23 protein-coding genes are annotated in these 25,072 nt (G+C 67.2%); 6 read left to right on the top strand and 17 right to left on the bottom strand.

The annotated features are described in order from the left end of the window. Nucleotide 1 precedes the first annotated feature (1 nt). A complete protein-coding gene (locus PSV23_RS12710) occupies nt 2-268 on the top strand; it encodes a DUF6356 family protein (RefSeq protein ID WP_300469525.1) in 267 nt (88 codons plus the stop codon). A 169-nt stretch (nt 269-437) separates the two neighbouring features. Continuing rightward, a complete protein-coding gene (locus PSV23_RS12705) occupies nt 438-1,634 on the top strand; it encodes a CaiB/BaiF CoA-transferase family protein (RefSeq protein ID WP_300469523.1) in 1,197 nt (398 codons plus the stop codon). Nucleotides 1,635-2,015: 381 nt separating this feature from the next. On the opposite strand, the gene PSV23_RS12700 is transcribed toward PSV23_RS12705, so the two are convergent. From PSV23_RS12700 to PSV23_RS12650, 10 genes are all read right to left on the bottom strand, one after another. Beyond that, entirely contained in the window at nt 2,016-2,183 is a 168-nt protein-coding gene (locus PSV23_RS12700) for a hypothetical protein (protein ID WP_300469521.1), read from the bottom strand. Further along, nucleotides 2,180-2,647: a type II toxin-antitoxin system VapC family toxin gene (locus tag PSV23_RS12695; RefSeq protein WP_300469519.1), complete on the bottom strand. Its 468-nt coding sequence runs from the start codon at nt 2,645-2,647 to the stop codon at nt 2,180-2,182. The genes PSV23_RS12700 and PSV23_RS12695 overlap by 4 nt, the downstream gene beginning before the upstream one ends. Next, complete coding sequence (locus PSV23_RS12690; protein ID WP_300469517.1) at nt 2,644-2,934, bottom strand: antitoxin; 291 nt, start codon at nt 2,932-2,934, stop codon at nt 2,644-2,646. The genes PSV23_RS12695 and PSV23_RS12690 overlap by 4 nt, the downstream gene beginning before the upstream one ends. A gap of 56 nt (nt 2,935-2,990) precedes the next feature. Then, nucleotides 2,991-4,559: a 2-oxoglutarate dehydrogenase complex dihydrolipoyllysine-residue succinyltransferase gene (gene odhB, locus PSV23_RS12685; protein WP_366524243.1), complete on the bottom strand. Its 1,569-nt coding sequence runs from the start codon at nt 4,557-4,559 to the stop codon at nt 2,991-2,993. Between the two features lie 72 nt (nt 4,560-4,631). Then, on the bottom strand, nt 4,632-7,655 hold the full coding sequence (locus PSV23_RS12675; protein WP_300469514.1) for a 2-oxoglutarate dehydrogenase E1 component: 3,024 nt from the start codon (nt 7,653-7,655) through the stop codon (nt 4,632-4,634). Nucleotides 7,656-7,823: 168 nt separating this feature from the next. Next, nucleotides 7,824-8,726 carry a succinate--CoA ligase subunit alpha gene (gene sucD / locus PSV23_RS12670; RefSeq protein ID WP_300469512.1) on the bottom strand — a complete coding sequence of 301 codons (903 nt, stop codon included), beginning with the start codon at nt 8,724-8,726 and terminating at the stop codon, nt 7,824-7,826. Between the two features lie 19 nt (nt 8,727-8,745). After that, a complete protein-coding gene (locus PSV23_RS12665; RefSeq protein ID WP_300469509.1) occupies nt 8,746-9,249 on the bottom strand; it encodes a hypothetical protein in 504 nt (167 codons plus the stop codon). After that, the gene (sucC, locus tag PSV23_RS12660) at nt 9,249-10,439 is read right to left on the bottom strand and encodes an ADP-forming succinate--CoA ligase subunit beta (RefSeq protein WP_300469507.1); all 1,191 of its coding nucleotides are present in this window, start codon (nt 10,437-10,439) and stop codon (nt 9,249-9,251) included. Before sucC ends, PSV23_RS12665 begins: the two co-directional genes overlap by 1 nt. A gap of 82 nt (nt 10,440-10,521) precedes the next feature. Continuing rightward, a complete protein-coding gene (locus PSV23_RS12655) occupies nt 10,522-12,033 on the bottom strand; it encodes an MFS transporter (RefSeq protein ID WP_300469505.1) in 1,512 nt (503 codons plus the stop codon). 135 nt (nt 12,034-12,168) lie between these two features. After that, nucleotides 12,169-14,367 carry a TonB-dependent receptor gene (locus PSV23_RS12650; protein WP_300469503.1) on the bottom strand — a complete coding sequence of 733 codons (2,199 nt, stop codon included), beginning with the start codon at nt 14,365-14,367 and terminating at the stop codon, nt 12,169-12,171. Nucleotides 14,368-14,544: 177 nt separating this feature from the next. On the opposite strand from PSV23_RS12650, the gene PSV23_RS12645 reads away from it, so the two are divergent. Next, nucleotides 14,545-15,246: a TetR/AcrR family transcriptional regulator gene (locus tag PSV23_RS12645; protein ID WP_300469501.1), complete on the top strand. Its 702-nt coding sequence runs from the start codon at nt 14,545-14,547 to the stop codon at nt 15,244-15,246. Here PSV23_RS12645 and PSV23_RS12640 read toward each other — a convergent pair. Then, complete coding sequence (locus PSV23_RS12640) at nt 15,233-15,649, bottom strand: DUF2141 domain-containing protein (protein WP_300469498.1); 417 nt, start codon at nt 15,647-15,649, stop codon at nt 15,233-15,235. The two genes, PSV23_RS12645 and PSV23_RS12640, sit on opposite strands and share 14 nt — an antisense overlap. 64 nt (nt 15,650-15,713) lie before the next feature. Here PSV23_RS12640 and PSV23_RS12635 point away from each other — a divergent pair, with 64 nt between their 5' ends. Beyond that, nucleotides 15,714-16,493 (top strand): LytTR family DNA-binding domain-containing protein, encoded by a 780-nt coding sequence (locus PSV23_RS12635; RefSeq protein ID WP_300469496.1) that lies wholly within the window; start codon nt 15,714-15,716, stop codon nt 16,491-16,493. 46 nt (nt 16,494-16,539) lie between these two features. Here PSV23_RS12635 and PSV23_RS12630 read toward each other — a convergent pair whose 3' ends face one another. From PSV23_RS12630 to PSV23_RS12615, 4 genes are all read right to left on the bottom strand, one after another. Beyond that, nucleotides 16,540-18,000 (bottom strand): carotenoid oxygenase family protein, encoded by a 1,461-nt coding sequence (locus tag PSV23_RS12630; protein WP_300469494.1) that lies wholly within the window; start codon nt 17,998-18,000, stop codon nt 16,540-16,542. Between the two features lie 11 nt (nt 18,001-18,011). Next, the gene (locus PSV23_RS12625; RefSeq protein ID WP_300469492.1) at nt 18,012-18,428 is read right to left on the bottom strand and encodes a DUF2141 domain-containing protein; all 417 of its coding nucleotides are present in this window, start codon (nt 18,426-18,428) and stop codon (nt 18,012-18,014) included. Nucleotides 18,429-18,585: 157 nt separating this feature from the next. Then, nucleotides 18,586-19,440 (bottom strand): DUF2461 domain-containing protein, encoded by an 855-nt coding sequence (locus tag PSV23_RS12620; protein WP_300469490.1) that lies wholly within the window; start codon nt 19,438-19,440, stop codon nt 18,586-18,588. An 81-nt stretch (nt 19,441-19,521) separates the two neighbouring features. Further along, nucleotides 19,522-20,160, bottom strand: a complete 639-nt coding sequence (locus tag PSV23_RS12615; RefSeq protein ID WP_300469487.1) for a hypothetical protein — start codon at nt 20,158-20,160, stop codon at nt 19,522-19,524. A gap of 359 nt (nt 20,161-20,519) precedes the next feature. On the opposite strand from PSV23_RS12615, the gene PSV23_RS12610 reads away from it, so the two are divergent. Beyond that, nucleotides 20,520-20,729 (top strand): hypothetical protein, encoded by a 210-nt coding sequence (locus tag PSV23_RS12610; protein ID WP_300469485.1) that lies wholly within the window; start codon nt 20,520-20,522, stop codon nt 20,727-20,729. Between the two features lie 134 nt (nt 20,730-20,863). Beyond that, nucleotides 20,864-21,526: a DsbA family oxidoreductase gene (locus PSV23_RS12605; protein WP_300469483.1), complete on the top strand. Its 663-nt coding sequence runs from the start codon at nt 20,864-20,866 to the stop codon at nt 21,524-21,526. An 88-nt stretch (nt 21,527-21,614) separates the two neighbouring features. Here the strand turns inward: PSV23_RS12605 and PSV23_RS12600 are convergent, their stop codons facing one another. Further along, nucleotides 21,615-23,150: a TIR domain-containing protein gene (locus PSV23_RS12600; RefSeq protein WP_300469481.1), complete on the bottom strand. Its 1,536-nt coding sequence runs from the start codon at nt 23,148-23,150 to the stop codon at nt 21,615-21,617. Between the two features lie 56 nt (nt 23,151-23,206). Next, nucleotides 23,207-25,039, bottom strand: a complete 1,833-nt coding sequence (gene thiC, locus PSV23_RS12595) for a phosphomethylpyrimidine synthase ThiC (RefSeq protein WP_300470453.1) — start codon at nt 25,037-25,039, stop codon at nt 23,207-23,209. Between the last annotated feature and the right edge of the window lie 33 nt (nt 25,040-25,072).

The following is a 25,072-nucleotide window of genomic DNA, read 5'->3' as shown; positions in this document are numbered from 1 at the left end:
CATGAGCCGCACCTTCCATCGCCTGTTCGTCGAACACCCGCGCGAGGTCGACGAGAGCTATTTTCACCATATGGCCGCCTCGTCGCGGTTCGGATTCCGCCTGCTGAAACTGGCGAGCTGCGCCTTCATGCACGCCCTTGTGCCGGGATTGCACAAGTCCACGGTCTCGAGCGAGGTCTGTTGCATGGCCGACGAAGTCAGCGGCCGAGCCCGCGCCGCCCGCGAATGCCGCATGCGCGACGCCGGGGTGTGGGATCCGGGCTTGTGATTCCTCACGTCTCCCTCCCCCGGAGGGGGAGGGTCGTCGGCGCGAAGCGACGGCGGGGTGGGGAGGGCTCGGCGAGACAAACGCCGGCGTCCTTGTCGCCGAGCCGCCCCCACCCGGTCGCTGCGCGACCACCCTCCCCCGGAGGGGGAGGGAGAGATATAGGCGCCCCATGACCCACGGCCCCCTTTCCGGCGTTCGCGTCCTCGACCTGTCCCGCGTGCTGGCCGGGCCATGGGCGACGCAGATGCTGGCCGATCTGGGGGCCGAGGTGATCAAGATCGAGCGGCCCGGCGTCGGCGACGACACCCGCCACTGGGGCCCGCCGTTCACGACCAGGGCCGACGGATCGAAGGGCGACGCGGCCTATTTCCTGTGCGCCAACCGGGGCAAGAAGTCGGTCGAGCTGGATCTGGCCACGCCCGAGGGGGCGGATATCGTCCGTGAGCTGAGCAAGACCTGCGACGTGGTGGTCGAGAATTTCAAGACGGGCGGGCTGAAGAAATACGGCCTCGACCATGCCGCCCTGTCGGCGATCAATCCTAAGCTGGTCTATTGTTCGATCACCGGCTTCGGCCAGGACGGGCCCGACGCCCACCGCGCCGGCTATGACTACATGATCCAGGCCATGGGCGGGCTGATGTCGATCACCGGTCAGCCGGATGGCGCGGCCGGGGCCGAGCCGATGAAGGTGGGGGTCGCGGTCGTCGACCTGTTCACCGGCCTGTACGCCTCGAACGCCATCATGGCGGCCCTGCTGCATGCGCGGGCGACCGGCCAGGGCCAGCATATCGACATCGCCCTGTTCGACGTCCAGGCCGCCATGCTGGCCAATCAGGCGACCAACTGGTTCGTCTCGGGCAAGGCGCCGACACGGATGGGCAATGCGCATCCGAACCTGGCCCCGTACCAACCCTTTCCGTGCACGGATGGTATGGTCGTCATCGCCGTGGGCAACGACGGCCAGTTCCGGTCGCTGGCGCAGGCCTTGGGCGCGCCCGGCCTCGGCGCCGACCCCCGCTTCCTCACCAACGCCCTGCGCATCGAGCATCGCGCGGTGATGACCGTCGAGCTGTCGGCCCTGACCGCGGGCCTGACCATGCATGGGCTGATGACGAAGCTGGAGGCGGCCGGCGTGCCCTGCGGCCCGGTCAATACGGTCGATCAGGTGTTCGACGAGCCGCAGGCGAAGCATCGCGGGCTTGAGGTGACGCAGGCGCGGGCGGACCTGTCCGGGCCGGTGCGAACCGTGGCCTCGCCGATCCGGATGTCCGCGACGCCGGTCACCTATGATCGGGCTCCGCCTGCACTGGGGCAGGATACGGAGGAGGTGCTGGGCGAACTGACGGGTCGGGACAGGACGCGATAGCGGTTTTGGCGGGCGGGGGATGCGAGGGCGGCCGAAAACCCAGTCCACGGCGTCCACTCCGTCCACTCAAAACACAGTCTACAGAGTCTACTGAGTCTACTGAGTCCGCCGTCCACTCCCCTGGCGTCTGTGGACCCGCCGCATTGCCGGATGAGATTGAGTTGTCAAAGACCGGACCCGTGAGGGCTCGGTGATGAAAGCATGCGACTGCGTCAAATATGGACGTAGGCCCTATGAGCCGATCAGAAAGCCCAGCCCGATCGCCGCGAGGAACGCCAGCGGCCCGGCCTTGCGCACCGGATCGGCGGTGACGGGGTCCGCGTCCTCGATGCGTTCCGCGCCGCCCCGCAGGCGTTCAAGCAGTGTCCGCGCGGCAGCGGCCTAATCGTTCGGTACGGACAGGTTCACGCCGCCCAGCGCCTGAAGCACCAGAGGATTGACCTTCACGTGCTCGGCGCCGCCCAGCACCGCAGCATAGCCGTCCGCTCGCAGGCGCGATGCCGCGATCTCGGCCTCATAGACATCGGCGAAACGGGCGATCTCGATCATGGTTGGGCCGTCGCCTCGATGCGTGAGGCAATGGCTGCGGCGGAGAGCAGATCGCGGCCTACGGACCAATCAATCAGTGGCAGGCCTTCCACTCGTCCAAAATGACGAACGTTGCGTGTCACAACCGTCCAGCCTCGCGCCAGGGCCTGGCCGGCGATCAGGGTGTCGATATCGCCAATGGACTGGCCGCACACCCTCAGATCGCCCGCGACCCTGCCGGTCGTTTCCACATCGTCCGCCGTCAGGTCCACCACCGGCAAGCCGATGAGAGTCTCCTCCATCCGCTTGCGCTCGATAGCGGGATTTCGGCTGGTGGCCATGCCCGCAAACAGTTCGTGCATGACGACGGCGGGGACTGCGAACTCGAGGCCGGATTGAACCGCCGCGCGATAATTGTCGCGCACGTTCGGCGATCGCCCCCGGATCAGGTCGATCAGCGTCGCGCTGTCCAGACAGAGGGTCAATCGTCCCACGCCTTGATTGGCGTGATGGTCTGCGGCGGCGGATCGGGGAACGGTTCAGCCGGATCGCCAAGCGCATCGATGCGCGCCCAGAACGCTTTCCATTCCGCCTCGGTGCAGGGGCGGCGGCGCTCGGCGGGCTTGGGCTCAAGGATAACGGCGTCTCCATCCCTGCGGATACGGACCTCCGTGCCTTCGAAGCGGAAAGCCTTGGGCAGCCGGACCGCCTGGCTTCCGCCATGGGTAAAGACCTTCGCCGTTTCAGCGACGCCGCGTTTCGGGTCGGGCATGGCGACCTCCGTATCTACAAAACGTAGATACTATGAAATCGCCCGCCGCTCAACGATCACAGGTCCAGCAACGCCCGGGCCGGGTCTTCCAGCAGGTCCTTGACGCGGACGAGGAAGGTCACGGCTTCCTTGCCGTCGACGATGCGGTGATCATAGCTCAGGGCCAGGTACATCATCGGCCGGATCACCACCTGGCCGTCCACCGCCATCGGGCGCTGGACGATGTTGTGCATGCCCAGGATGCCCGACTGCGGCGCGTTCAGGATCGGCGTCGACATCAGCGAGCCGTAGGTGCCGCCGTTGGTGATGGTGAAGGTGCCGCCCTGCAACTGGTCCAGGGTCAGGTCGCCGTCGCGGGCCGCCTTGCCGAGGGCCGCGATGCCCTTTTCGATGCCCGCGAGCGACAGCTGGTCGGCGTCGCGCAGGACCGGCACGACCAGCCCCTTCTCGGTGCCGACGGCGACGCCGATGTCATAGTGGTTCTTGTAGATGATGTCCGTGCCGTCGATCTCGGCGTTGACCGCCGGGATCTCCTTCAGGGCCGCGACGATGGCCTTGGTGAAGAAGCTCATGAAGCCCAGCTTGACGCCGTGGCGCTTTTCGAACGCGTCCTTGTACTGGGTCCGCAGGGCCATGACGTTGGTCATGTCCACCTCGTTGAAGGTGGTCAGCTGGGCGGCGGTGTTCTGGGATTCCTTCAGGCGGCGGGCGATGGTCTGGCGCAGGCGGGTCATCTTGACCCGCTCCTCGCGCGGCTGGTCGGCGCGCGGCGCGGCGGGGGCCGCCGGAGCCGCGGCGGCCGGGGCCGGGACGGCGGCGCCGATGGCGGCGATCGCGTCGGCCTTGGTGATGTTGCCCTTCGGACCCGTGGCGGCCAGCGCCTTCGGGTCGAGGTTGTTCTCGGTCACGACGCGCTGCACGGCGGGCGACAGGTGCGGGGCGTCCCCGGGCGCGGCCCTGGCCGGGCTGGCGGCGGCCGGAGCCGGCGCGGCGACGGCGGGCGCCGCGCCTTCACCGGAGGCGGCGATCGAGCCGATCTGCTGGCCGGGCGTGACCGTCGAGCCGGCCTCGGCGACGATGGTCAGAACGCCGGCGGCGGGGGCGGACACCTCGACCGCGACCTTGTCGGTCTCGATCTCGACCAGCATCTCGTCCTTGGCGACGGTGTCGCCCGACTTCTTCAGCCAGGTTCCCATCGTGCCCTCGGCAACGCTCTCGCCCATGGTCGGGGTCATGATGGCGACGGAGCCGCCCGAAGCCGCGGCGGGCGCAGGCGCGGCCGCAGGGGCAGGGGCAGGGGCCGGGGCCGGAGTCGGAGCGGCTTCCGCCTTCGGCGCGGGGGCGGCTTTCGCCTCAGCCTTGGGCGCTTCGGCGGACGGCGCGGCGGCCGCGCCTTCGGTGACCACGCCCAGCACGGCGCCGGGGGTCACGGTCTCGCCGTCAGGGGTCTTGATCTCGGACAGGACGCCGTCGGCGGGCGAGACGACTTCGAGCGAGACCTTGTCGGTCTCGAGCTCGACCAGGACCTCGTCCTTTTTCACCGGGTCGCCGGCCTTCTTCGTCCACTTGCCGATGGTGGCTTCGGTGACGGATTCGCCGAGGGCGGGGGTCAGGATGTCGGCCATGTCGGTCAGGCTTTCGTGTCGGTCGTTGCAGTTGTCATCCCGGAAACGGCGCGGCCGCTGTCCGGGACGGGGTCAGGCGAAGGCGTCGGTCAGGAAGGCGTCGAGTTCTTTCAGGTGCCGGCTCATCAGGCCCGCGGCGGTCGAGGCCGAGGCCGGGCGACCGACGTAGCGGGCCCGCCTGGCCTTCACGTCCAGCTTGTCCAGCGTCAGCTCCAGCCAGGGGTCGACGAAGGTCCAGCCGCCCATGTTCTTGGGCTCTTCCTGGCACCAGACCAGATCAGCGGTCGGGAAGCGGGCCAGTTCCGTCATCAGCGACTTCATCGGCCACGGATAGAACTGCTCCATCCGCATCAGATAGATGTCGTCGATCTGGTCGCGCTCGCGCCGCTCCAGCAGGTCGTAATAGACCTTGCCCGAGCACAGGACGACGCGGCGGATGTCCTTGTCCGCCTTGATCGTGATCCCGGCGACTTCGGGCCGCGTCTGGGCGTCGTCGTGCAGGATGCGGTGGAACGAGCTGCCCTCGGCCATGTCGGCGATGGTCGAGACCGCCTTCTTGTGCCGCAACAGGCTCTTGGGCGTCATGATGATCAGCGGCTTGCGGAACGGCCGGTGCATCTGGCGGCGCAGGATGTGGAAATAGTTGGCCGGGGTCGAGCAGTTGGCGACCTGGATATTGTCCTCGGCGCACTGCTGCAGGAAGCGTTCGAGACGGGCCGAGGAGTGTTCCGGTCCCTGACCCTCGTAGCCGTGCGGCAGCAGCATGGTCAGGCCGCACATGCGCAGCCATTTGCGCTCGCCCGAGGTGATGAACTGGTCGATCACCACCTGGGCCCCGTTCACGAAGTCGCCGAACTGGGCCTCCCACATGACCAGGGTGTTGGGGTCGGTCAGGGCGTAGCCGTATTCGAAGCCCAGCACCGCCTCTTCCGACAGGGCCGAATCGATGACCTCGAACTCGGCCTGGCCCTCGCGCAGATTGTTGAGCGGGACATAGCGGGCCTCGGTGGTCTGGTCGACGATGCCCGAATGGCGCTGGGAGAAGGTGCCGCGCACCGAGTCCTGGCCTGACAGGCGGACCGGGAAGCCTTCGTCCAGCAGCGAGCCGAAGGCCAGGCTTTCGGCCGTGGCCCAGTCGATGTTCTGGCCCGAGGTGATCATCTCGCGCCGTCCGTCCATGACGCGCTTCAGCGTCTTGTGCATGTCGACGTCGTTGGGGATGGTGGTCAGGCGGTGGCCCAGATCGGCCAGTTTGGCCGCCGGGACCGAGGTCTCGCCGCGGCGCTCGTCGCCCTCGGGCAGGCCGATGCCCTGCCACTGACCGTCCATCCAGTCGGCCTTTTTCGCCTCGAACGCCTTGCCGGCGTCGAACTCGGCGTCGAGGAAGGCCTCGAACCGGGTCACCTCCGCGTCGACCTCGGCCTGGGTGATGACGCCTTCCTTGATCAGTCGCTCGGCGTAGATCTCGCGCGTCGACGGCAGGGCGCGGATCTTCGAATACATCAGCGGCTGGGTGAAGGTCGGATCGTCGCCCTCGTTGTGGCCGAAGCGGCGGTAGCAGAACATGTCCACCACCACGTCCTTGTGGAATTTCTGCCGGAACTCGGTCGCCACCTTGGCGGCGAAGACCACGGCTTCCGGATCGTCGCCGTTGACGTGGAAGATCGGCGCCTGGACCATCAGGGCCACGTCCGACGGATAGGGCGAGGATCGGCTGTTGCGCGGGCTGGTGGTGAAGCCGATCTGGTTGTTGACGACGAAATGCATCGTCCCGCCGGTGCGGTAGCCCTTCAGCCCCATCAGGGCGAAGCATTCGGCCACCACGCCCTGGCCGGCGAAGGCGGCGTCGCCGTGGATCAGCAGCGGCATGACCCTGGCGCGGTCCAGCGCCTGCTGCTCGGCCGGGTCGCCGGCCCTGGCCGCATTGGCCTCGCGGATGTCGAAGGCCTGTTTCGCCCGCGCCTTGCCCAGCACCACCGGATTGACGATCTCGAGGTGCGACGGGTTGGCGGTCAGGGACAGGTGGACGGTGTTGCCGTCGAACGCGCGGTCCGACGAGGCCCCCATGTGGTATTTGACGTCGCCCGATCCTTCGATGTCCGACGGGACGGTCGAGCCCCCCTGGAACTCGTGGAAGATGGCGCGATAGGGCTTGCCCATCACGGCGGCGAGCGTGTTCAGGCGGCCGCGGTGGGCCATGCCGAAGACGACCTCGTCGACGCCCAGGGCGCCGCCGCGCTTGATGATCTGCTCCAGCGCCGGGACCATGGCCTCGCCGCCGTCCAGACCGAACCGCTTGGTGCCGGGGAAGCGTTTGTGCAGGAAGCGCTCGAAGCCTTCGGCCTCGATCAGCTTGTTCAGGATGGCCAGCTTGCCTTCCCTGGTGAAGGCGTTCTTCTCGAACTTGTCCGGGCCCTCGAAGCGCGCCTGCAGCCAGGATTTCTCCTCCGGCTCGGCGATGTGCATGAACTGGATGCCGATATGGCCGCAGTAGGTGCGCTTCAGAATGGCCATCACCTCGCGGATGCTGCCGGTCTGAAGGCCCAGCACGCCGTCGAGATAGATGGGGCGATCCAGGTCGGCCTCGCTGAAACCGTAGAATTCGGGCGTCAGCTCCGGGTTGTTGGTGGCCTGTTCGATGCCCAGCGGATCCAGCGTGGCCTGCAGGTGACCGCGCACGCGGTAGCTGCGGATCAGCATCAGGGCGCGGATCGAATCATGGGCGGCGGCGCGGACGGCCTCGGCGGAAATGGCCGGCGCGGGGGCTGCAACCGGAGCGGCGGCCGGGGCGGCCCCGGGCTTTTTCGGGTCCGGCTTCGGCCCAAGAGGTTTCTCGGGCCAGCGGCCGTCGAACACGCCGGTCGCCTCGGTCGGCTCCTCGGCGACCGAACGGCCCCACGACCCGGCGGCGCCCGAGGCGCGCACGGTGTCGGCATTGTCCCGCAGCTGGTCGAAGAAGGCGCGCCACTCGGCGGAAACGGACGCCGGATCGGCGGCCCATTTGCCGTGCAGGTCCTCGATGAACGAGGCGTTCGAGCCATACAGGAAGCTGGTCTCGGCAAAGACCTGGTTCAGCCGACCGGCATCGTCCGCCATGGTATCGTCACGTCCCTTGGATCGGTGCGCGCGCGCCTGCGCGAACCGGCGCCGCTGATATAGGCGCTGTTTCCTTATGGGTCATGACCGAATGGGGGCGAAAGGGTCGAAATTCGCGCAATTCGGGTGAAATTCGTACGTCTCGTGTCCCGGCGCCGGGACATGAATTCAGCCCTTGAGGACCTCGACGAGGGTCGTTCCCAGGCGCGCGGGCGAGGGCGAAACGCGGATGCCCGCCGCCTCCATGGCCGCGATCTTGGACTCGGCGTCGCCCTTGCCGCCCGAGACGACGGCCCCGGCGTGGCCCATGGTGCGGCCCTTGGGGGCGGTGCGGCCGGCGATGAAGCCGACCATCGGCTTGCTGCGGCCCTTCTTCGCCTCGTCGATCAGGAACTGGGCCGCGTCCTCCTCGGCGCCGCCGCCGATTTCGCCGATCATGACGATGGACTGCGTCTCGGGGTCGGCCAGGAACAGCTCCAGCACGTCGATGAATTCGGTGCCCTTGACCGGATCGCCGCCGATGCCGACGGCCGTGGTCTGGCCGAGGCCCTCGTTGGTGGTCTGGAACACCGCCTCATAGGTCAGGGTGCCGGAACGCGAAACGATGCCGACATTGCCCTTCTTGAAGATGGAGCCCGGCATGATGCCGATCTTGCACTCGTCCGGCGTCAGGATGCCGGGGCAGTTGGGGCCCAGCAGGCGGGACTTCGACTCCTCGAGGCGGCGCTTGACCCGCACCATGTCCAGCACCGGAATGCCCTCGGTGATGCAGGTGATGAAGGGGATTTCGGCCTCGATGGCCTCGATGATGGCGTCGGCGGCGCCCGCCGGCGGGACGTAGATCACCGAGGCGTCGGCGCCGGTCGCGTCGCGCGCTTCGGCGACCGAGGCGTAGATCGGCAGGGTCTCGCCGTGCGAGCCGGTCCAGGTCTGGCCGCCCTTGGTCGGGTGCACGCCGCCGACCATCCTGGTGCCGTGATAGGCCAGCGCCTGTTCGGTGTGGAAACCGCCGGTCTTGCCGGTCAGGCCCTGGACGATGATCCTGGTGTTGCGGTCGACGAGGATGGACATTCTGGATTTCCGGAGAGAATTATTGGCTGTTGGCCGAGGGTTTCGCGAATCTGACGATCACCGCCTCGCGATAGACTTCGTAATGGAGCGACAGAGGCCGCTCTCCCGCCGCAGCCCAGGATCGGGATTCCAGGACGTTGGGCATGTGTTCGGAGGCTACGGGCGACATGTGAAGCTCTTGGGCGAGATGCTCGACCTCGGTTCGCCATTCGCCCGCAGGCCGAGGGTTCAGCACAGCGCAATCGGTCGCGTCCGATGAAGGGGGGGTACCCTCCATGACGATTTGCACGCCGTTGTCCTCATAGCCGCTCATCCAGTCAGACGGAATCGGCTGCCCATGTCCGACGACAGGTATCAGAGGCTCGAAGCCGCTATCCGCAAAAGCGCCCTGGAAGGACTCGCGGTTCATTTCCGTCGTGATGCAAGCGTCCCGCAGACGCTGGACCTGCGACTGGGCCGCCGCATGATCGAAAGGGATCGCGGTGAAGCCCAGACCGGCAAGTGCAAGCACGGCAATCCGCATCAGCCGACCGCCGCGACGATCTTCTGGGCGGCGTCGTCGAGGTCGTCGGCGGGGGTGATGTCGAGGCCCGACTCCTTGAGGATTTTCTTGCCCAGCTCGGCGTTGGTGCCTTCCAGGCGGACGACCAGCGGCACCTTCAGGCCCACTTCCTTCACGGCCGCGACCACGCCTTCGGCGATGACGTCGCACTTCATGATCCCGCCGAAGATGTTGACCAGAATGCCCTGCACGGCCGGGTCGGCGGTGATGATCTTGAAGGCCGCGGCGACCTTCTCCTTGCCGGCGCCGCCGCCGACGTCGCAGAAGTTGGCGGGCTCGGCGCCGTACAGCTTGATGATGTCCATCGTCGCCATGGCCAGGCCGGCGCCGTTGACCATGCAGCCGATGTTGCCGTCCAGCGAGATATAGGCGAGGTCCCACTTGGAGGCCTCGATCTCCTTGGCGTCTTCCTCGGTCTCGTCGCGCAGCGCCTTGATGTCCTCGTGGCGGAACAGGGCGTTGCCGTCGAAGCTGACCTTGGCGTCCAGCACCCGCAGATGGCCGTCGGTCATGACGATCAGCGGATTGACCTCCAGCATGGCCATGTCGGTGTCGACGAAGGCCTTGTAGAGGATCGGGAACAGGCTCTTGCCGTCCTCGGCCGCCGCGCCGTCCAGTTTGAAGGCGGCGTTGATTTTCGCCACGTCGTCGGCGGTCACGCCGGCGGCCGGGTCGATGACGATGGTCTGGATCTTCTCGGGCGTGTCATGGGCAACCGCCTCGATGTCCATGCCGCCCTCGGTCGAGACGACGAAGGCGATGCGGCCGTGCGCGCGGTCGACCAGCAGCGAGCAGTACAGTTCGCGGTCGATGTCGGCGCCGTCCTCGATGTACAGGCGGTTGACCTGTTTGCCGGCGTCGCCGGTCTGGGCGGTCACCAGGGTGTTGCCCAGCATCTCCCTGGCATTGGCCACGACCTCTTCGATCGAGCGGGCCAGACGCACGCCGCCCTTGGCGTCGGGGCCCAGTTCCTTGAACTTGCCCTTGCCGCGGCCGCCGGCGTGGATCTGCGACTTCACGACGTAGAGCGGGCCGGGCAGCTGGCGCGCGGCGGCCTCGGCCTGATCGGCCGACGTGATCGCGACGCCTTCGGCGACCGGTGCGCCAAAGCCCTTCAGGACCTGTTTGGCCTGGTATTCGTGGATGTTCATGGGGAGGCGCCGCCGGACTGCTGGGAGGAGTTGCGGCGCTTATAGGGGCTGCGCCTTCGCAGGCGCAACCGTCACCCCGCGATCAGTCCACCCAGTCCCGCTTCAGCGTCCGCGAAGCCCCGATCAGCAGGACCGCCGCCAGCAGGTAGAAGCCCATGCCGGTGTAGATGGCCCAGCGCAGGCTCTCCTCGCCAAAACGCGGCGCCAGAAGGTCGCTCATCCAGCCGAAATAATAGAAGCCGACGGCGATCCCCAGCAGGTTGTTGATCAGCAGGAACAGGGCCGAGGCCGTTGATCGCATCGGCGCGGGAACCAGATGCTGGACCGAAGCCGTGATCGGACCCAGCCAGGCCAGGTTCAGGCCTGTCGGGATCAGGAAGATCAGGAAGGCCAGGATCAGCTGCTGGGCGTTGGTGCCGCCGCCGGGGATGACGAGGCCGATCAGCCAGGGCGAATTCATCGCCAGGATGAACATCGGCGCCGAGATCAGGAAGGCGATGGCGGGGGTCAGAGGATAGGCGCCCTTGCCGCGCTTCGACAGCTTGTCGGCGATGGCGCCGCCCAGCCAGATTCCCAGGGTGCCGCCGATCAGGGCGATGCCGGCGTAGTACCAACTGGTCTGCGACAGGGTCAGGCCGAAGCTGCGCATGAAGAACAGCGGCAGCCAGCCGGCGACGCCGTAGCCGCACACCGACGACGAGGCCGCGCCCAGCGCCAGCAGCCAGAAGCTGGGCTTGGGAATGACCGCCGAGGCGGTGCGGCGGGCGATCGTCAGGGAGATGCCGATGACCATGGCCAGCAGGCCGCCGAAGGCGAACACCAGCGGATTGCCCAGCGTCAGGCCGGCGAAACGGATCAGGGCCGCGAGGGTCAGGGCGCCCGCGCCGATTCCCAGCATGATGAGGGCGGCGATCGCGCCCGCCTTGCCCGATCCGACCACCGGCGCCGCGGCGATGACCGCCAGTTCGGCCTCGGTCTTGGCCGTATCGGTCCCGCCCCGCGCGGGATTGCGGACGGTGAACAGAAGGATCGGCGCCAGCACCACGCCGAGCAGGCCGACGGCGATGAAGGCCGTGCGCCAGCCATAGGCCGCGGCCAGCAGGCCGCCGACGAGCGTCCCCGCGGCCGTGCCCAGGGGGATGCCGAAGGCGAAGGCGGCCAGCGCCCGGGCCCGCTGATGCGGCGGGAAATAGTCGGCGACGAGGGAATAGGCCGGAGCCACGCCGCCCGCTTCGCCCACCCCGACGCCCATGCGGAACAGGAACAGCTGGGTGAAGGACGTGGCCGTCCCGCACAGGGCGGTGAACCCGCTCCACACCGCCAGGGCGCCGGTCATGATCCAGACGCGGCTGTAGCGGTCCGCCAGCCAGGCCAGGGGTATGGCGAGGGTCGAATAGACCGAAGCGAAGGCGATGCCGCCCAGAAGGCCGAACTGGCTGTCGGACATACCGAACTCGGCCTTCAGCGGCGCGGCGAGGATGCCGATGATCTGGCGATCCAGGAAATTCAGCATGTAGACGAGGATCAGGATCGCAAGGACATAGAAGCGATATCCAGGCCGAACGGCAGGCGCGGCGGCGTCCGTGGCGGTCATGACGTTTCCCTCGACTTGGTCTTCTTGTGGGGCGGAACGGTAGCGGGGCTTTGTGGCCACGCCAAAGAAAAAGGGCGGCGGCTCAGGAGAACCGCCGCCCATGATCAGAGGCGATCAGGCTTCAGGATTTCCCGATCAGAAAGTGACCTTCAGCGAGGCCGTGACCGTCTGCGGCGGACCGTAGTAGCCGATCAGCGAGTTGTTGAAGAGCGCGCCGGCGAAGTTGTAACCGCCGACGCGGTACTCTTCGTCGGTCAGGTTCTTGCCGTACAGGCCCAGGGTGAAGCGGTCGGTCGGGTCGGTCCAGACGATCGACAGGTCCACCAGGGTGTAGGCCTGCTGATCGAGCACGGGGTTCGGGAATTCGAACTGGCTGTAGTCTCCGCGATAGCTGACCGACGGGGTCACCGCCAGGTCGCCTCCAGCCACGTCGCCGATCCAGGTGAAGCCGAGGTAGCCGGTCCATTCCGGCGCGTTCTGCAGCACCACCAGGTCGGAAATGTCCTCGTACGCGGCTGTTGCGAGATTGTAGCGCAGGAACTCATCGAAATCGGAGTTCAGATAGCCGATGGCGAAGCTGGCCGACAGGTTGTCGAGGATACGCAGCTGGCCTTCGAGCTCGGCGCCGTAGAAGGTCGAGGACCCGACGTTGTCGACGAAGCTGGCGATGCCGCCGATCGCGGGCACCTGGGTGGTGACCTGCTGGTCCTGGTATTCATTGTGGAAGACGGAGGCGGCGAACGTCAGACGGTCGAGGGCGCCCTTCAGACCGATCTCCCAGGAGTCGACGGTTTCCGGATCATAGCCGTTGACGGTGTCAGGCGTGAAGATCGCATCGCCCCGCATGTCGAAGCCGCCCGACTTGAAGCCCTGCGAGAACGAGACATAGGTCGTGACATCGTCGCTCAGGTCGTAGGACAGGGCGACGCGCGGCGTGAACTGGCTGAAGTCCTTCTCGTTCGTATAGTTGGTGCGGACCAGCAGCGGCGGCCGCGCCGTACCGCCCAGCAGCGGGCTGTTGGTGGCGCCGAGATAGTTGGCGCGGAACACCGTCCCACGCTTGTTGTCCAGCGTGTAGCGGGCGCCGAGGCCCAGGTGCAGGCGATCGGTCAGGTCGAGGTTGATGTCGGCGAAGCCGGCCCAGCTCTCGGTGTCGACCGCGCCACCCGTGCCGATGACGATGCCCGCGCCGCCCAGGATCGTGTCGAAGGCGCCCTCGGCGTGGCCGTCCAGGTAGAAGAAGCCCAGCACGCCCTGCATCCGGTCGTAGTCGAACAGGAACTGGAACTCCTGCGTCAGCTGGTCGTCGGCATAGTAGGCCGGAATATCCAGCGTCGGCGTCGGCGTGTTGTCGAAGTCGATGACAGTGTCGGTGTCGCCTTCGCGCCAGGCCGTGATCGACTTGAAGGTCCAGTTGTCGTTGAGGTCCAGCTGGACGGTCGCCGAGGCGCCCTGGTTCATCACCGAGTTGTCGTCGCCGATGCCGGCGTTGGTGTCATAGACGCTGGGCAGGACGGCGCCGGCCGGGGTGGCGCCGGCCACTTCGCGGTGACCGTGGCGGGGGTTGGAGTCGTCCTGGACGCGGTCATAGGCCAGGCGGATCGACATGTCGTCGCGCGGCTCCCACTCGGCGCTGAGGCGGCCGGCGAGGACGTCCTTGTTGTAGTGTTCGGCGCCGGTGTTGATGTTCGTGCCGTAGCCGTCGCGCTGATAGGAGGCGATGGCGCCGCCGACGCGGAAATTGTCGGCCAGCGGAACGCTGCCGGAGGCCATCAGGTCGATCTGGTTGTAGCTGCCGTAGGCGCCGCGCAGTGTCAGTTCCGGATCGCTCGACAGGCGGTTGGTGACATATTTGACCGCGCCGCCGACCGTGTTGCGTCCGTAGAGCGAGCCTTGCGGACCGCGCAGCACCTCGATGCGCTGGACGTCGTAGATGTCCAGTACGGCGCCCTGCGGGCGGGCGACGTAGACGTCATCGACATACAGGCCCACGCCCGGCTCGAAGCCCCACAGCGGGTCCTGCTGGCCGACGCCGCGGATGAAGGAGATCAGGGTGGAGTTGGAGCCGCGGGCGACCTGTACGGTCGCGTTCGGGGTCTGCTGCTGCAGGGCGGTGATGTCGGACGCGCCGGTCTGCTCGAGCCGCTCCTCGCCGATGACCGAGACCGCGATCGGCACATCCTTGAGCAGTTCGTCGCGACGGCGCGCGGTGACGATGACGTCGTCCACCGAGGAAGCTCCCTCCTGCGGACCGGCGTCCTGGGCCATGGCGAAGGTCGAAAGCGCGCTCCAGGCGGCCCCGGCCAGCAAGGCGGTCTTAACGTAGCGATTCATGAGTAGCCCCAATCCTGTGATTTCCAGCCGAGACGCTTTTATTCAGCGTTCAATGATTTTCGCGGAACGTAACCGTTTTGCGAGGTCTGTCAAACGGCGCAGCTTCCCTGGCGTCACCGACTCGCCGACCTGTGGCGCCGTTGCACAGGCGGGGGATTGGGGCCTAGCTTCACCGTCATGACCAAGCTTGATGCCCCGACCGCAAAACGCGGACGTCCCCCGAAGGCCAAGACGGCCGGTTCGGCCGATACGCGCGACCTGATCCTGGACGCGTCCGAGGACCTGTTCTCCAAACACGGCTTCTATGGCGTGACCATCCGCGAGGTGGCGCGCGAGGCGGGGGTCGATACCGCGCTGGTCCACTATTATTTCGGCGCCAAGCGGGGGCTGTTCGACGCGGTCTTCCTTCGCCGGGCCGAGGTCTGGAACAACGAGCGGGTCGACGCGATCAACCGCTACGCCCGCGAGGCCGGACCCGATGGAATGACTCTGGAGGGGTTGCTGGAAGCCTTCCTGCGGCCGCCGTTCCAATGGTCGCTGAAGGGCGGGCCGGGGTGGAAGCACTATTCCGCCCTGGTGGCCCAGACCAACGCCAACCCGACCTTCGGCGGCGAGACCATGGCCCGCTATTTCGATCCGGCGATCCGGCGACTGATCGAGCTGGTCAAGGTGATCATGCCCGAGGCGCGCGAGGTGGACCTGTACTGGGCCTATCACAACCTGTCCGGGGCCCTGACCCTGACGCTGGGTGAGACCGGACGGCTGGACCGGCTGTCGGGCGGCCTGTGCCGGTCGGGCGATCTGGAGAGCGCCTGCGACTATATGGTGCGGTTCGCGGCGGCCGGTTTCCGGGCGGTGTGTTTGCCTAGCGCAGGCTGATCTCCTGGCGGGAGCCCGCGGCCGGAAGGTCGAAGGCGGCGGCGTCGAAGGCGGGCGGCCCGAAACGGCTGCGGGCGTTGCGGGAAAAGCCGTAGGCTTCCTTCGGCAAGCCGATCGGCCAGGTGCTGAGGCGACCGTTCCCGTCCGTATCGTGGAAGACGGCGACGGCGTAGCGGCCGGGCGCCAGTCCGCTGAGCGTTGTCATGGTGATCCGGCCGGTGCGGGGGATCAGGGCGGTGCGCACCGCGCCCTCGCCACGGCGCATGGCGTCGGCGTCGCGGTAGATGGCGATGGCGATCCGCCCCCCGGTCGCCCGGGTCGACAGGGCCAACGTCAGATCGGCCGCGAGGGCGGGTGGGGCCGCCAGCATCAGGGCGGCGGAGAACAGCGATGCGCGCTTCATTCCGGGTCCGTTTCGTGGTCTCAAGGGCGGATCGACAGACCACGTCGCAAGGAGGCCGTCCAGCATGAGCGTGAGCGAGACCAGGGCCGATGTCGTGCGCTTTTCCGTGGATCGCGGGTTGCTGCGCGGCCTGGCCATGGCGCTGGCCGCCGGCGTGCTGCTGGCCCTGACCGAGGCGTTCGGCATGAGCGGGACGTCGCTGCTGTTCCGGCTGGGATACTGGCTGCCGCTCATGCTGCTCGGCGCGTCATGGGGGCATCTGTGCTCCCTGCTGATCGAGCGGCATGTCGACATGGATCGGCGGCCGTTGCTGGCGGTCGTGGCCCTGACGCTGGTCATGTCGGGGCCCCTGGTGGTCATGGTGTGGGCCGTTACGGGCTGGTTCTTCGACGACGACCGGTCGGTGACGCTGGCGCGGCTGCCGGACTTCATCGGGCCCGTGCTGGTGGTGACCGGGACGCTGAGCGCGCTGAACGTCTTCATGGCGCGGTCGCCGGTGCAGACCCATGCGGCCGCGGCGGGCGGGAAGCCGGCCCGGTTCCTCGATCGGCTGCCGTTCAAGCTGAGGGGCTCGGTCATCCGGGCTGTCCAGTCCGAAGATCATTATCTGCGCATCCACACCGACCGGGGATCCGACCTGATCCTGATGCGGCTGTCCGACGCCCTGACCGAGCTTGAAGGGCTGGAGGGCGCGCAGACGCACCGCAGCTGGTGGGTGGCCAGGGACGCCTTGCGCGGGGTGAGCCGGGGCGACGGCCGGGCGACCCTGACGCTGGAAGGCGGGCTGGAGGCGCCCGTGAGCCGGCGGTACGCCAGGGCCCTGCGCGAGGCCGGCTGGTACTGACCAACCCTTTGGCCCTACCGCGCTTAGCGCTGCTTGAGGCCATTTCCTACCCCGCCCAGATGCCGTGGAAGCCGGCGGGCAGCGCTAGGTCGGCGCGCCAGGTGGCGACCGGGCCGTCTGCGACGCGGGCGGCGTTGAAGGCATGGAGCTCGGTGACGCCTTCTCGCAGGTTGATGGAGGGTGCGATCAGCCAGGCGTCGGTCTCGTCGGGACCACGGGGCACGATGACGGCCTCTTCCACGATCTGGGTGTCGCCGAAGTTGAAATAATCCGAAGTCCCGCTGTCCCAGTCCCAGGTGGCGAGGCCTGTCGGCAGCGGGCGGTCGGGCCGCTCGCCGGCGACGTGGACGGTCAGGCGGCGGGGCAGGCCGGCGCGGCGGGGATCGCTTTTCGGGAACTCGGCGGTGATCCCGCTGGTCGCCAGTTCGGCGCGGCCGTCGGCGTGCAGGGTGACCAGTTTCAGCACCGCGTGCTCGCCGGGGACGGAGCCGCGCTGTTCGACCAGCACCCGGGCGCCGTCGAGGGCGAAGGCGACGTCCTTGCCCGCCGCCACGTCGAAGCGGATCGTGCCCGAGGCGTCCTCCCAGGCGTCGCCGAGGTGGAAATAGCTGAAGGCCGGGAGCTCGAAGATCCGGCGGCGCGACAGGTCGGCCTTGTCCACGACCATGATCTGCGTGCCCAGCTCGGGCTTCCACTGGAAGCGGCTCGCATAGGGCATGCGCGGGCGGTCGAAGACCCAGGGCTGGAGCACCAGGATCAGGTGGCGGGCCGTGGCGGTGAAGTCATGCATGTAGCTGGCGCGGGGCAGGTCCAGCACCTGGGCCGTATGCAGGCTGCGGTCGGCGTTGAGGCGCCAGATTATGGCCTTGTCGGCGTCCAGGCCGATGTTCCAGATCGTGCCGTCGGGGTCGTAGCGCGGGTGGGCCTGGAAGGGCATGCCCTTGAGGTCGTCGCGCAGGGTGACGAAGCGCCTGGTCGACAGGTCCGACGCGCTCATCGCCATGGGCGAGCCGCCTTCCCACAGGGCCCAGACCTCGTCGCCGGCCAGCATGACGGCGGTGTTGGCCGAGTTGACGTCATCGGTGGAGCCGACGCGGGCGCGGGCGTCGCCGACGGTGCCGAAGCCGGGGGTGACCACGGCGTCGAGCTCGGTCTCCCAGCGGCGCTTGGGCGTGTCGGCGAAGCGGGCGTCGAGGGTGACCTGGCCGTCGTTGACGCGGAAGGCCCGCATCAGCCCGTCTCCGTCGAACCAGTGGGTGGCCGAGCCGCCCGGGCGGCGGAACTTCGCCGGGCCGTTGCGGAACAGGGTCCCGGTCAGGCCGGCGGGGGCGCGGCCGTGGACGAGGCGCATGGCCCGGGGGGCGACGTCGGTCTCGAGGTCGGCGGTGGCCAGGGCCCAGTCGGCGGAGGCCTGCAGGGCGGCCATGGCGCGGACGGTTTCGGGCGTGACCACGGCGGCGGAGAGGGCGGCGGCGCCCATCAGGAAGTGGCGGCGGGACGCGATCATGGCCGGGCCCCCTAGCGGATGGTGATGGTCTGGGCGGTTTCGCCCGAGACGGGGAAGCGGGCGGCGTCCCAGCGGGCGGGGCCCATGTTGCCGACGGCGTTGTTGGAGAAGGCGTAGGGCTCGGTGGGCAGGCCGAAGGGGTTGGTGTTCAGCTGGCCGTCGCCGTTGACGTCGTGGAAGGCCTTCACGGCGTAGTCGCCGGCGGGGAGGTTCTCGAACCGGGCGACCACGGGGCCCGAGGCGGGGATGGCCATGCGGGCGACGGCGGGGCCGCCGTCGTAGGCGGTCCCGGAGTCATAGAGGGCGACCATGACCGAGCCGGTCCGGGCGCCGGTTTCGAAGGTCAGGACCAGGCTGGATTCGGCGGGGCCGGTCTGGTTGGCGGCGGGGGTGGTCAGGAGCAGCAGGGCGGCGGCGAGGGCGATCATGGGGCGGGTCCTTCAGGGGGCCCGACGACCGGGCCGTTTCGATGGACCGACCGTGAGACGGGCCCGGGGGCCTCGCCATCAGGATTGCGGCTTCGGGCGGCGTGCGTTCGTGAACGGAGGCAGGTGTTCGTTCACGAAGCGCGGGCGCCCACGTCTGTCAGACCTTGTCCAGCGCCCCCCATCCGAAATGCAGCAGGGGGACCATGTCCTGAATGAAGCCGGCGAGGGTTTCCGGCAGGGCGGGGCTGCCGATCTCGGCGCCCGTCAGGGGGCGGCGGGCGTACCACTGGGTGCGTTTCAGCGCCCCTTCCAGCGGGCCGCCGGCGTGGTCCTCATAGCCCTTGGGCATGCGTTTGACGGCGAGGCCGGGGGCGAGGCGCAGGCCCTTCGACGCCAGATGTTTCTCGACGGCCAGCCAGGCGGCGGGGTCGGCGACGATGGCGCGGCGGACGCGTTCGCTGTTGCGCCGGTCGTAGAGGAAGAAGCCGGCCGAGACATAGGGGCCGCGGCCGTGGGCGTCCTCGACGTCGGGGATGCCCGCCCACCCGGCGGCGGGTCCCCCGATCAAGTCGGAGGATGACGATTCCGCCGCCAGCCGGGCGGCGGGATGGGTCGAGGGATCCAGCGGGTCGATCGAGTCATAGTCGAAGCTGTCGGCCGTGACCCGCGACCCGCCCTCGGGCTCGATATGGATATAGGCCATGCCGGGCGACATCCTCAGCCCGTCGCGGGTCAGGACGGCCGAGAGATGGGTCTTGTACGGCGCCTTGTTCTTCGAGAAGCGGACGTCGCGGTGGATGCGGAACTGGCTCCGGGTCGGGTCCCCGCCCAGCGGCAGGCCGCGCGCGGCGCAGGCGGTCGAGGCGTCGGCGATCAGGGCGGCCAGGGCGGGTTTCAGCACCGCGTCGTATGCGGCCCGGTGGGCGATGAACCAGTCGCGCTCGTTGCGGGCGGCGAGGCCGGACAGGAAGGCCAGGTCGGCGGGGGCGAAGCCGGGGAAGGAAGGGGTCATGGGGTCCATATAGCCGTCTCCCCTCGCGGGAGAAGGTGGCCCGCAGGGCCGGACGAGGGGCCGGACCGCCCGCGCGACCCCTCATCCGTCCCGCTTCGCGAGCCGCCTTCTCCCGCAAGAAGGGCGGGGTCTGGGAAAAACACCGTCCACACCGTCTACACCGTCTACAGCGTCTACAGCGTCTACAGCGTCTCCCCGGTTCACATCGGCAGCGTGCCCGCGACGGCTGGCCCAGATCGCCTCCTGCTGTTCCATCAGCCGGTCCATCTCGGCGTCTTCGGCGTCCATGGCCTCGCGCACCCGGCGCCAGCGCAGGGCGTCGGTCGCGTCGCCGCGCAGCACGGCGCGCATCATCCGGCGGGCGGCCACCCAGGACAGTTCGCGCAGCTCGACCTTGTCCAGGTCGCCGCCGATCCGCGCTTCCAGCTCGACGCCCTCGTCGTCGGGATCCAGCCGGTTGCGGGGCGACCAGGGCTGGTCGACGCGACGCCAGCCCTCTCGCACGGCGCGCTGGCGCAGGGTGCTGAGCCGGACGTCGTGGCGAGCGCAGACCTCGGGCGCGGACATCCCGGCCAGATAGTCGTCGCGCGCGGCGGTCCAGACTTCGTCGGGGGCGGTGCGGCGGCCGCGGCCGTCCTCGCGCCAGTTCCGGAGCGTGGGCGGAAAGGGGTCCGGCGCCGGGAGGGGGGCGGGCGGGGCGGTGTGTGATCCGTCGGGCATCTGTGCGGTCTCCGTTTTGACCGGGAATCATACGGGCGGTTCGGGGCGTGCGAGGCTGGAGGGGGGGGAGGGGGCGGGGAAGGGTCTGGATTCGTTGGGGTTGAGCGGTTTTTGGGGGGTGCAGAAAAAATGCTGTCGTCATCCCGGCGAAGGCCGGGACCCAGCGGCGCCGAAGGCGACCTGTTCACGCTCGGTGGAGCGACCAGATGTGTCCGCGACAGGTTCGCGCTCTCGCGCGCCGCCGGGTCCCGGCCTTCGCCGGGATGACGACAGGAAGGGAGTGTGCGCCGCGGCATCCCCCCGAACCGGAACGCCCGCGCCGGAGGGCCGTTGTTCGGGGCACACCAAGGAGACGCCCCATGCGCACCCGTTTCGCCATCGCCGCCCTGCTCTGGCCGATGATCCAGGCGGTGTTCTTCGGCCTCGGCATGGTCGCCCTGCTGGCCGCGCCGCTGGAGGCCTCGGAGATAATGGCCGCCGTCTGGTGGATGATCGCCGCCACCGGCGCGGTCTCGGTCCCTCTGGCCTGGGTCCTGGCGCCGAGGCTGAGGTTGCGGAACCGGCCGTAGCCCGTCGCTCCGGCCGTGGCCATGCGAGCGGATGACTCACCCGTCTGTGTGACCCTCATCCGTCATGCTTCGCATGCCACCTTCTCCCGCAAGGGGAGAAGGAACCTGTATGAGGCGCCCACCGGAGACATCCCATGACCCGCACCCTGCACATCGACTTCGTCTCCGACATCGTCTGCCCCTGGTGCGTCGTGGGGCTGGGCGGGCTGGAAACGGCGCTGGAGGCGCTGAAGGCCGAGGGGATCACGGCCGAGGTGCATTTCCAGCCGTTCGAGCTGAACCCGCAGATGCCGCCCGAGGGCGAGAACATCGTCGAACACATCGGCCGCAAATACGGCTCGACCCCCGAACAGTCGGCGGCCAACCGGGCCATGATCACCGAACGGGCGGCCGAGGCCTGGCCGGGGTTCGACATGCGGATGGGGCCGGACAGCCGCATCTGGAACACCTTCGACGCCCACCGGCTCTTGCACTGGGCGGGGACGGTCGGGGCGGCGGAACAGAGGGCGCTGAAGAAGGCGCTGTTCGCGACCCATTTCACCGACGGGAAGACACTGACGGACGCCGCCGTCCTGGCCGACGCGGCGGCGGCGGCGGGGCTGGATCGGGACAAGGCGGTCGAGGTGCTGGCCGACGACCTCTATGCCGCCGAGGTGCGGGCGGCGGAGGCGCTGTGGGTCTCGCGCGGGATCAACGGCGTGCCCGCCGTGGTGGTGGAGGGGAAGTGGCTGATCTCGGGCGGGCAGCCGGCGGGGGTGTTTGAGGAGGCGTTGCGGGGGATGGCGGGGGAGGGGTGAGCCAGAAGTCATCCCGAACGGGAGGGGAGGCTGTGGGGCTCAGCGTCCGAAATGGTAGGCCGGGGCGGCCTAGTGGCGAAGCGCAGTTTTAGCTGTCGTTCGCGGCCGAAGCTTCGACTTGCGCCGCTTCATCTGCCTCAACGTCAGCCTTCTCCCGGTCTTCTTCTAGTCGCGCACAGAGAATGTCAGCGATAGCGCGGAGCTGTGCGGTTTGGTCTCCTGCCGGATCGAAAGCCAAGCCGCCGTAGTTCCGCTCCTCAGAGAAGAAGCCCTCCCTAACGTCAGTTAGACGGACTGGTATGACCGCCTCTTCACCGAACCGCTGCCGGAACTGATCGCTCTCAAATTTGGTCCAAATCCGCGTGGGGTATTCGGCGGACAGTATCGGAACCACATACCTCGCCTCTGTCCGATATATTGGCCCTAAGTAATCTTCCACATTACGGGCGATGATTCGATGTTGTTCGTTGTGGTCATAGAACACAGACACCTCACGTTCTTCTAGAATGTTGTGAAGCTCGTGAGCGATCTCTCGCTGGTTACCCGCAAACGACAGAGCAAAATCGTAGGCACCCTTGAAGTAGTCGGTCGCGAAACCAGCTTTGCGGGTAAAATTACGCCATACTAGGTTTCTCAGGAAGAATATTAGTTTCGGGTCCTCGACGCTTAGAACCCTTGTGGACGGTTCATAATGGAAGTGATGACCAAGCACTTCGGATTTGTCGCGCAGCAGAGCTTCCAAGTGTCCTTTTTTTATAACTTGTCCGATGCTGCCTTTGTGTTCTGGGTGCAGGCGAAGCAATTCAGCAAGATCGAGAGACCAGTCGTCGCTTTCCGAAAGCCACTTCAAAATGTGAAGGTACGGAGCTCGCCCCTCTCGGCGGATTTTGGATCCGCCTGCAAAAACTAGAGACGGAGTCATAAATTGCCGTCCGAGGTCAGCCATAACGCGATCTATAACAACGTCTACTGAGACATCGATCTCGGTAAGCGTTTCTTGAGTCTCAGTAATTTCCGCTTCAACGCATATATAATGACACAAAACCTGCGCTATATGGAAACTTCCTTGCGCAGCATTTGCGATCTGAGAGTTATCAAGAAATCTAACGTTGAGAGCGTCTGCTCCTTTAGCGATGAGCTCCTCAACCTTATCCGGCGGGTTTGCCTCCATTTTGAATATATCAATACGCAAACCCAAATCGTGAGCAACTTGAACAAGTTGATCGCCCGCTTTGTTGATCCCAATCAGGACAAGTTGGGAGTGCTCGTCAGACGTATCGGCGAGCAACTTCATGTAGTCCGATAGTTTAGATTTTACTTCGTCTGTCAGTCTATGAAAATCATCGATAACGACTGTGCCGATCTTCCCCATGTCTGGGAGCGCGGAAATCATATCGATGTCCGCAGGCCTTCGAGCGCTCAGTTGGATGATCTCGCCGCCCTTCCCGAGGTTCTCCACGATTTGAGTGACAGTGGTCGTTTTGCCAATGCCGGATGGGCCCTCGAGAACAACACAGCGACCGGGCGTTCGAACGGCTACTTTAATGGCACCGTAGCGCAGCGGTTCGACGAAGGTGTAAGTCGGCACGCCGGCTAGACGAAATACCTCTTCAAGATTGGCCACACTCAACCTCCATTTGAAATGCGGTCTAGCTTGATCGTGCCTATGCCGACAAGTCGCTAAGGCACCTTCACCTCCACCACCCCGCCCCCGGCCCGGAATTTCGCGCTCATCTCCGCCATCCCGGCCTCCGCCTCCGCCAGCGATCCCCCCGCGTCGTTCTGCGCCTGCGCGTCGCGGCGGATGTCCTGGCTGATCTTCATCGAGCAGAATTTCGGCCCGCACATGCTGCAGAAATGGGCGGTCTTGTGGGCCTCTTTCGGCAGGGTGGCGTCGTGGTATTTGCGGGCCGTCTCGGGGTCGAGGCCGAGGTTGAACTGGTCTTCCCAGCGGAACTCGAACCGGGCGCGGCTGAGGGCGTCGTCGTGCATCCGCGCGGCCGGGTGGCCCTTGGCCAGGTCGGCGGCGTGGGCGGCGATCTTGTAGGTGATGACGCCGTCCTTGACGTCCTGACGGTCGGGCAGGCCGAGGTGCTCCTTGGGCGTGACGTAGCAGAGCATGGCCGTGCCGAACCAGCCGATCATGGCCGCGCCGATGGCGCTGGTGATGTGGTCGTAGCCGGGCGCGATGTCGGTGGTCAGCGGCCCGAGCGTATAGAAGGGCGCCTCGTGGCAGTGCTTCAGCTGCTCATCCATATTGGCCTTGATCTTGTGCATCGGCACGTGGCCGGGGCCCTCGATCATGACCTGGCAGCCTTTCGCCCAGGCGATCTTCGTCAGCTCGCCGAGGGTGCGCAGCTCGGCGAACTGGGCCTCGTCATTGGCGTCGGCGATGGAGCCGGGGCGCAGGCCGTCGCCCAGGGAGAAGCTGACATCGTAGGCCCGCATGATGTCGCAGATGTCCTCGAAATGCTCGTAGAGGAAGGACTCGCGGTGATGCGACAGGCACCATTTGGCCATGATGGAGCCGCCGCGCGAGACGATGCCGGTGACACGGTTGGCGGTCATCGGCACGAACGGCAGGCGGACGCCGGCGTGGATGGTGAAATAGTCGACGCCCTGTTCGGCCTGTTCGATCAGGGTGTCGCGGTAGACCTCCCAGGTCAGGTCCTCGGCGACGCCGCTTACTTTTTCCAGGGCCTGATAGATCGGCACGGTGCCGATGGGGACGCTGGAGTTGCGGATGATCCAGTCGCGGATGTTGTGGATGTTGCGGCCGGTCGACAGGTCCATGACGTTGTCGGCGCCCCAGCGGGTGGCCCAGACCAGTTTGTCGACCTCGTCGTCGACGCTGGAGAGGACGGCGGAGTTGCCGATGTTGGCGTTGATCTTCACCAGGAAGTTGCGGCCGATGATCATCGGCTCGACCTCGGGGTGGTTGATGTTGTGCGGGATGATGGCGCGGCCGCGGGCGATCTCCTGACGCACGAACTCCGGGGTGACGAAGTCGGGGATGGCGGCGCCGAAGTCCTCGCCGTCGCGGATGCAGGGGGCGGTCTGTTCGCGGCGCAGGTTCTCGCGGATGGCGACGTATTCCATCTCGGGGGTGATGATCCCGGCCCGGGCGTATTCGTACTGCGTTACCGGACGGCCCTCGACGCCCTTGAAGACGCGGTGATGGCTGGTGTCGAAACGGGGGGCGAGGTTCTTGCCGGAGGCGTGGCCGTTGTCCTCGGGCTTGACCTCGCGCGGGTTGAGGACGGGGGCGATGTCGCCGCGGTCGAGCTGCCAGCTGGATTTGACCAGCGGCAGGCCGCGCTTGATGTCGATGGTGACGGTCGGGTCGGTGTAGGGGCCCGAGGAGTCATAGATGGTCACCGGCGGCTCGTTGGCGCTGGGGTGGACGGCGACCTCGCGGAAGGGGACGCGGATGTCGGGGTGGATCTCGCCGGCGACATAGACCTTGCGCGAGCCGGCGCGTTCGCCGGTGGGGATGGTCCCGGTCTCCTTCATCACCGCCTCGCGGGCGTCTTTAAGCGGGAGGCT

The organism is Brevundimonas sp. (assembly GCF_029946145.1).
Classification (GTDB): Bacteria; Pseudomonadota; Alphaproteobacteria; order Caulobacterales; family Caulobacteraceae; genus Brevundimonas.
The sequence above is the reverse complement of the archived record's forward strand: the minus strand, read 5'-3'. Positions and strand labels throughout refer to the sequence as shown.

Bases quoted from the DNA above. Each gene is read 5' to 3' on its own strand.
- PSV23_RS12710 (WP_300469525.1), top strand. From the start codon at position 2: ATGAGCCGCACCTTCCATCGCCTGTTCGTCGAACACCCGCGCGAGGTC.
- PSV23_RS12705 (WP_300469523.1), top strand. From the start codon at position 438: ATGACCCACGGCCCCCTTTCCGGCGTTCGCGTCCTCGACCTGTCCCGC.
- PSV23_RS12700 (WP_300469521.1), bottom strand. From the start codon at position 2,183: ATGATCGAGATCGCCCGTTTCGCCGATGTCTATGAGGCCGAGATCGCG.
- PSV23_RS12690 (WP_300469517.1), bottom strand. From the start codon at position 2,934: ATGCCCGACCCGAAACGCGGCGTCGCTGAAACGGCGAAGGTCTTTACC.
- odhB (WP_366524243.1), bottom strand. From the start codon at position 4,559: ATGGCCGACATCCTGACCCCCGCCCTCGGCGAATCCGTCACCGAAGCC.
- PSV23_RS12675 (WP_300469514.1), bottom strand. From the start codon at position 7,655: ATGGCGGACGATGCCGGTCGGCTGAACCAGGTCTTTGCCGAGACCAGC.
- sucD (WP_300469512.1), bottom strand. From the start codon at position 8,726: ATGTCCATCCTCGTCGACCGCAACACCAGGATCATCGTCCAGGGCCTG.
- PSV23_RS12665 (WP_300469509.1), bottom strand. From the start codon at position 9,249: ATGCGGATTGCCGTGCTTGCACTTGCCGGTCTGGGCTTCACCGCGATC.
- sucC (WP_300469507.1), bottom strand. From the start codon at position 10,439: ATGAACATCCACGAATACCAGGCCAAACAGGTCCTGAAGGGCTTTGGC.
- PSV23_RS12655 (WP_300469505.1), bottom strand. From the start codon at position 12,033: ATGACCGCCACGGACGCCGCCGCGCCTGCCGTTCGGCCTGGATATCGC.
- PSV23_RS12650 (WP_300469503.1), bottom strand. From the start codon at position 14,367: ATGAATCGCTACGTTAAGACCGCCTTGCTGGCCGGGGCCGCCTGGAGC.
- PSV23_RS12645 (WP_300469501.1), top strand. From the start codon at position 14,545: ATGACCAAGCTTGATGCCCCGACCGCAAAACGCGGACGTCCCCCGAAG.
- PSV23_RS12640 (WP_300469498.1), bottom strand. From the start codon at position 15,649: ATGAAGCGCGCATCGCTGTTCTCCGCCGCCCTGATGCTGGCGGCCCCA.
- PSV23_RS12635 (WP_300469496.1), top strand. From the start codon at position 15,714: ATGAGCGTGAGCGAGACCAGGGCCGATGTCGTGCGCTTTTCCGTGGAT.
- PSV23_RS12630 (WP_300469494.1), bottom strand. From the start codon at position 18,000: ATGATCGCGTCCCGCCGCCACTTCCTGATGGGCGCCGCCGCCCTCTCC.
- PSV23_RS12625 (WP_300469492.1), bottom strand. From the start codon at position 18,428: ATGATCGCCCTCGCCGCCGCCCTGCTGCTCCTGACCACCCCCGCCGCC.
- PSV23_RS12620 (WP_300469490.1), bottom strand. From the start codon at position 19,440: ATGACCCCTTCCTTCCCCGGCTTCGCCCCCGCCGACCTGGCCTTCCTG.
- PSV23_RS12615 (WP_300469487.1), bottom strand. From the start codon at position 20,160: ATGCCCGACGGATCACACACCGCCCCGCCCGCCCCCCTCCCGGCGCCG.
- PSV23_RS12610 (WP_300469485.1), top strand. From the start codon at position 20,520: ATGCGCACCCGTTTCGCCATCGCCGCCCTGCTCTGGCCGATGATCCAG.
- PSV23_RS12605 (WP_300469483.1), top strand. From the start codon at position 20,864: ATGACCCGCACCCTGCACATCGACTTCGTCTCCGACATCGTCTGCCCC.
- thiC (WP_300470453.1), bottom strand. From the start codon at position 25,039: ATGAAGGAGACCGGGACCATCCCCACCGGCGAACGCGCCGGCTCGCGC.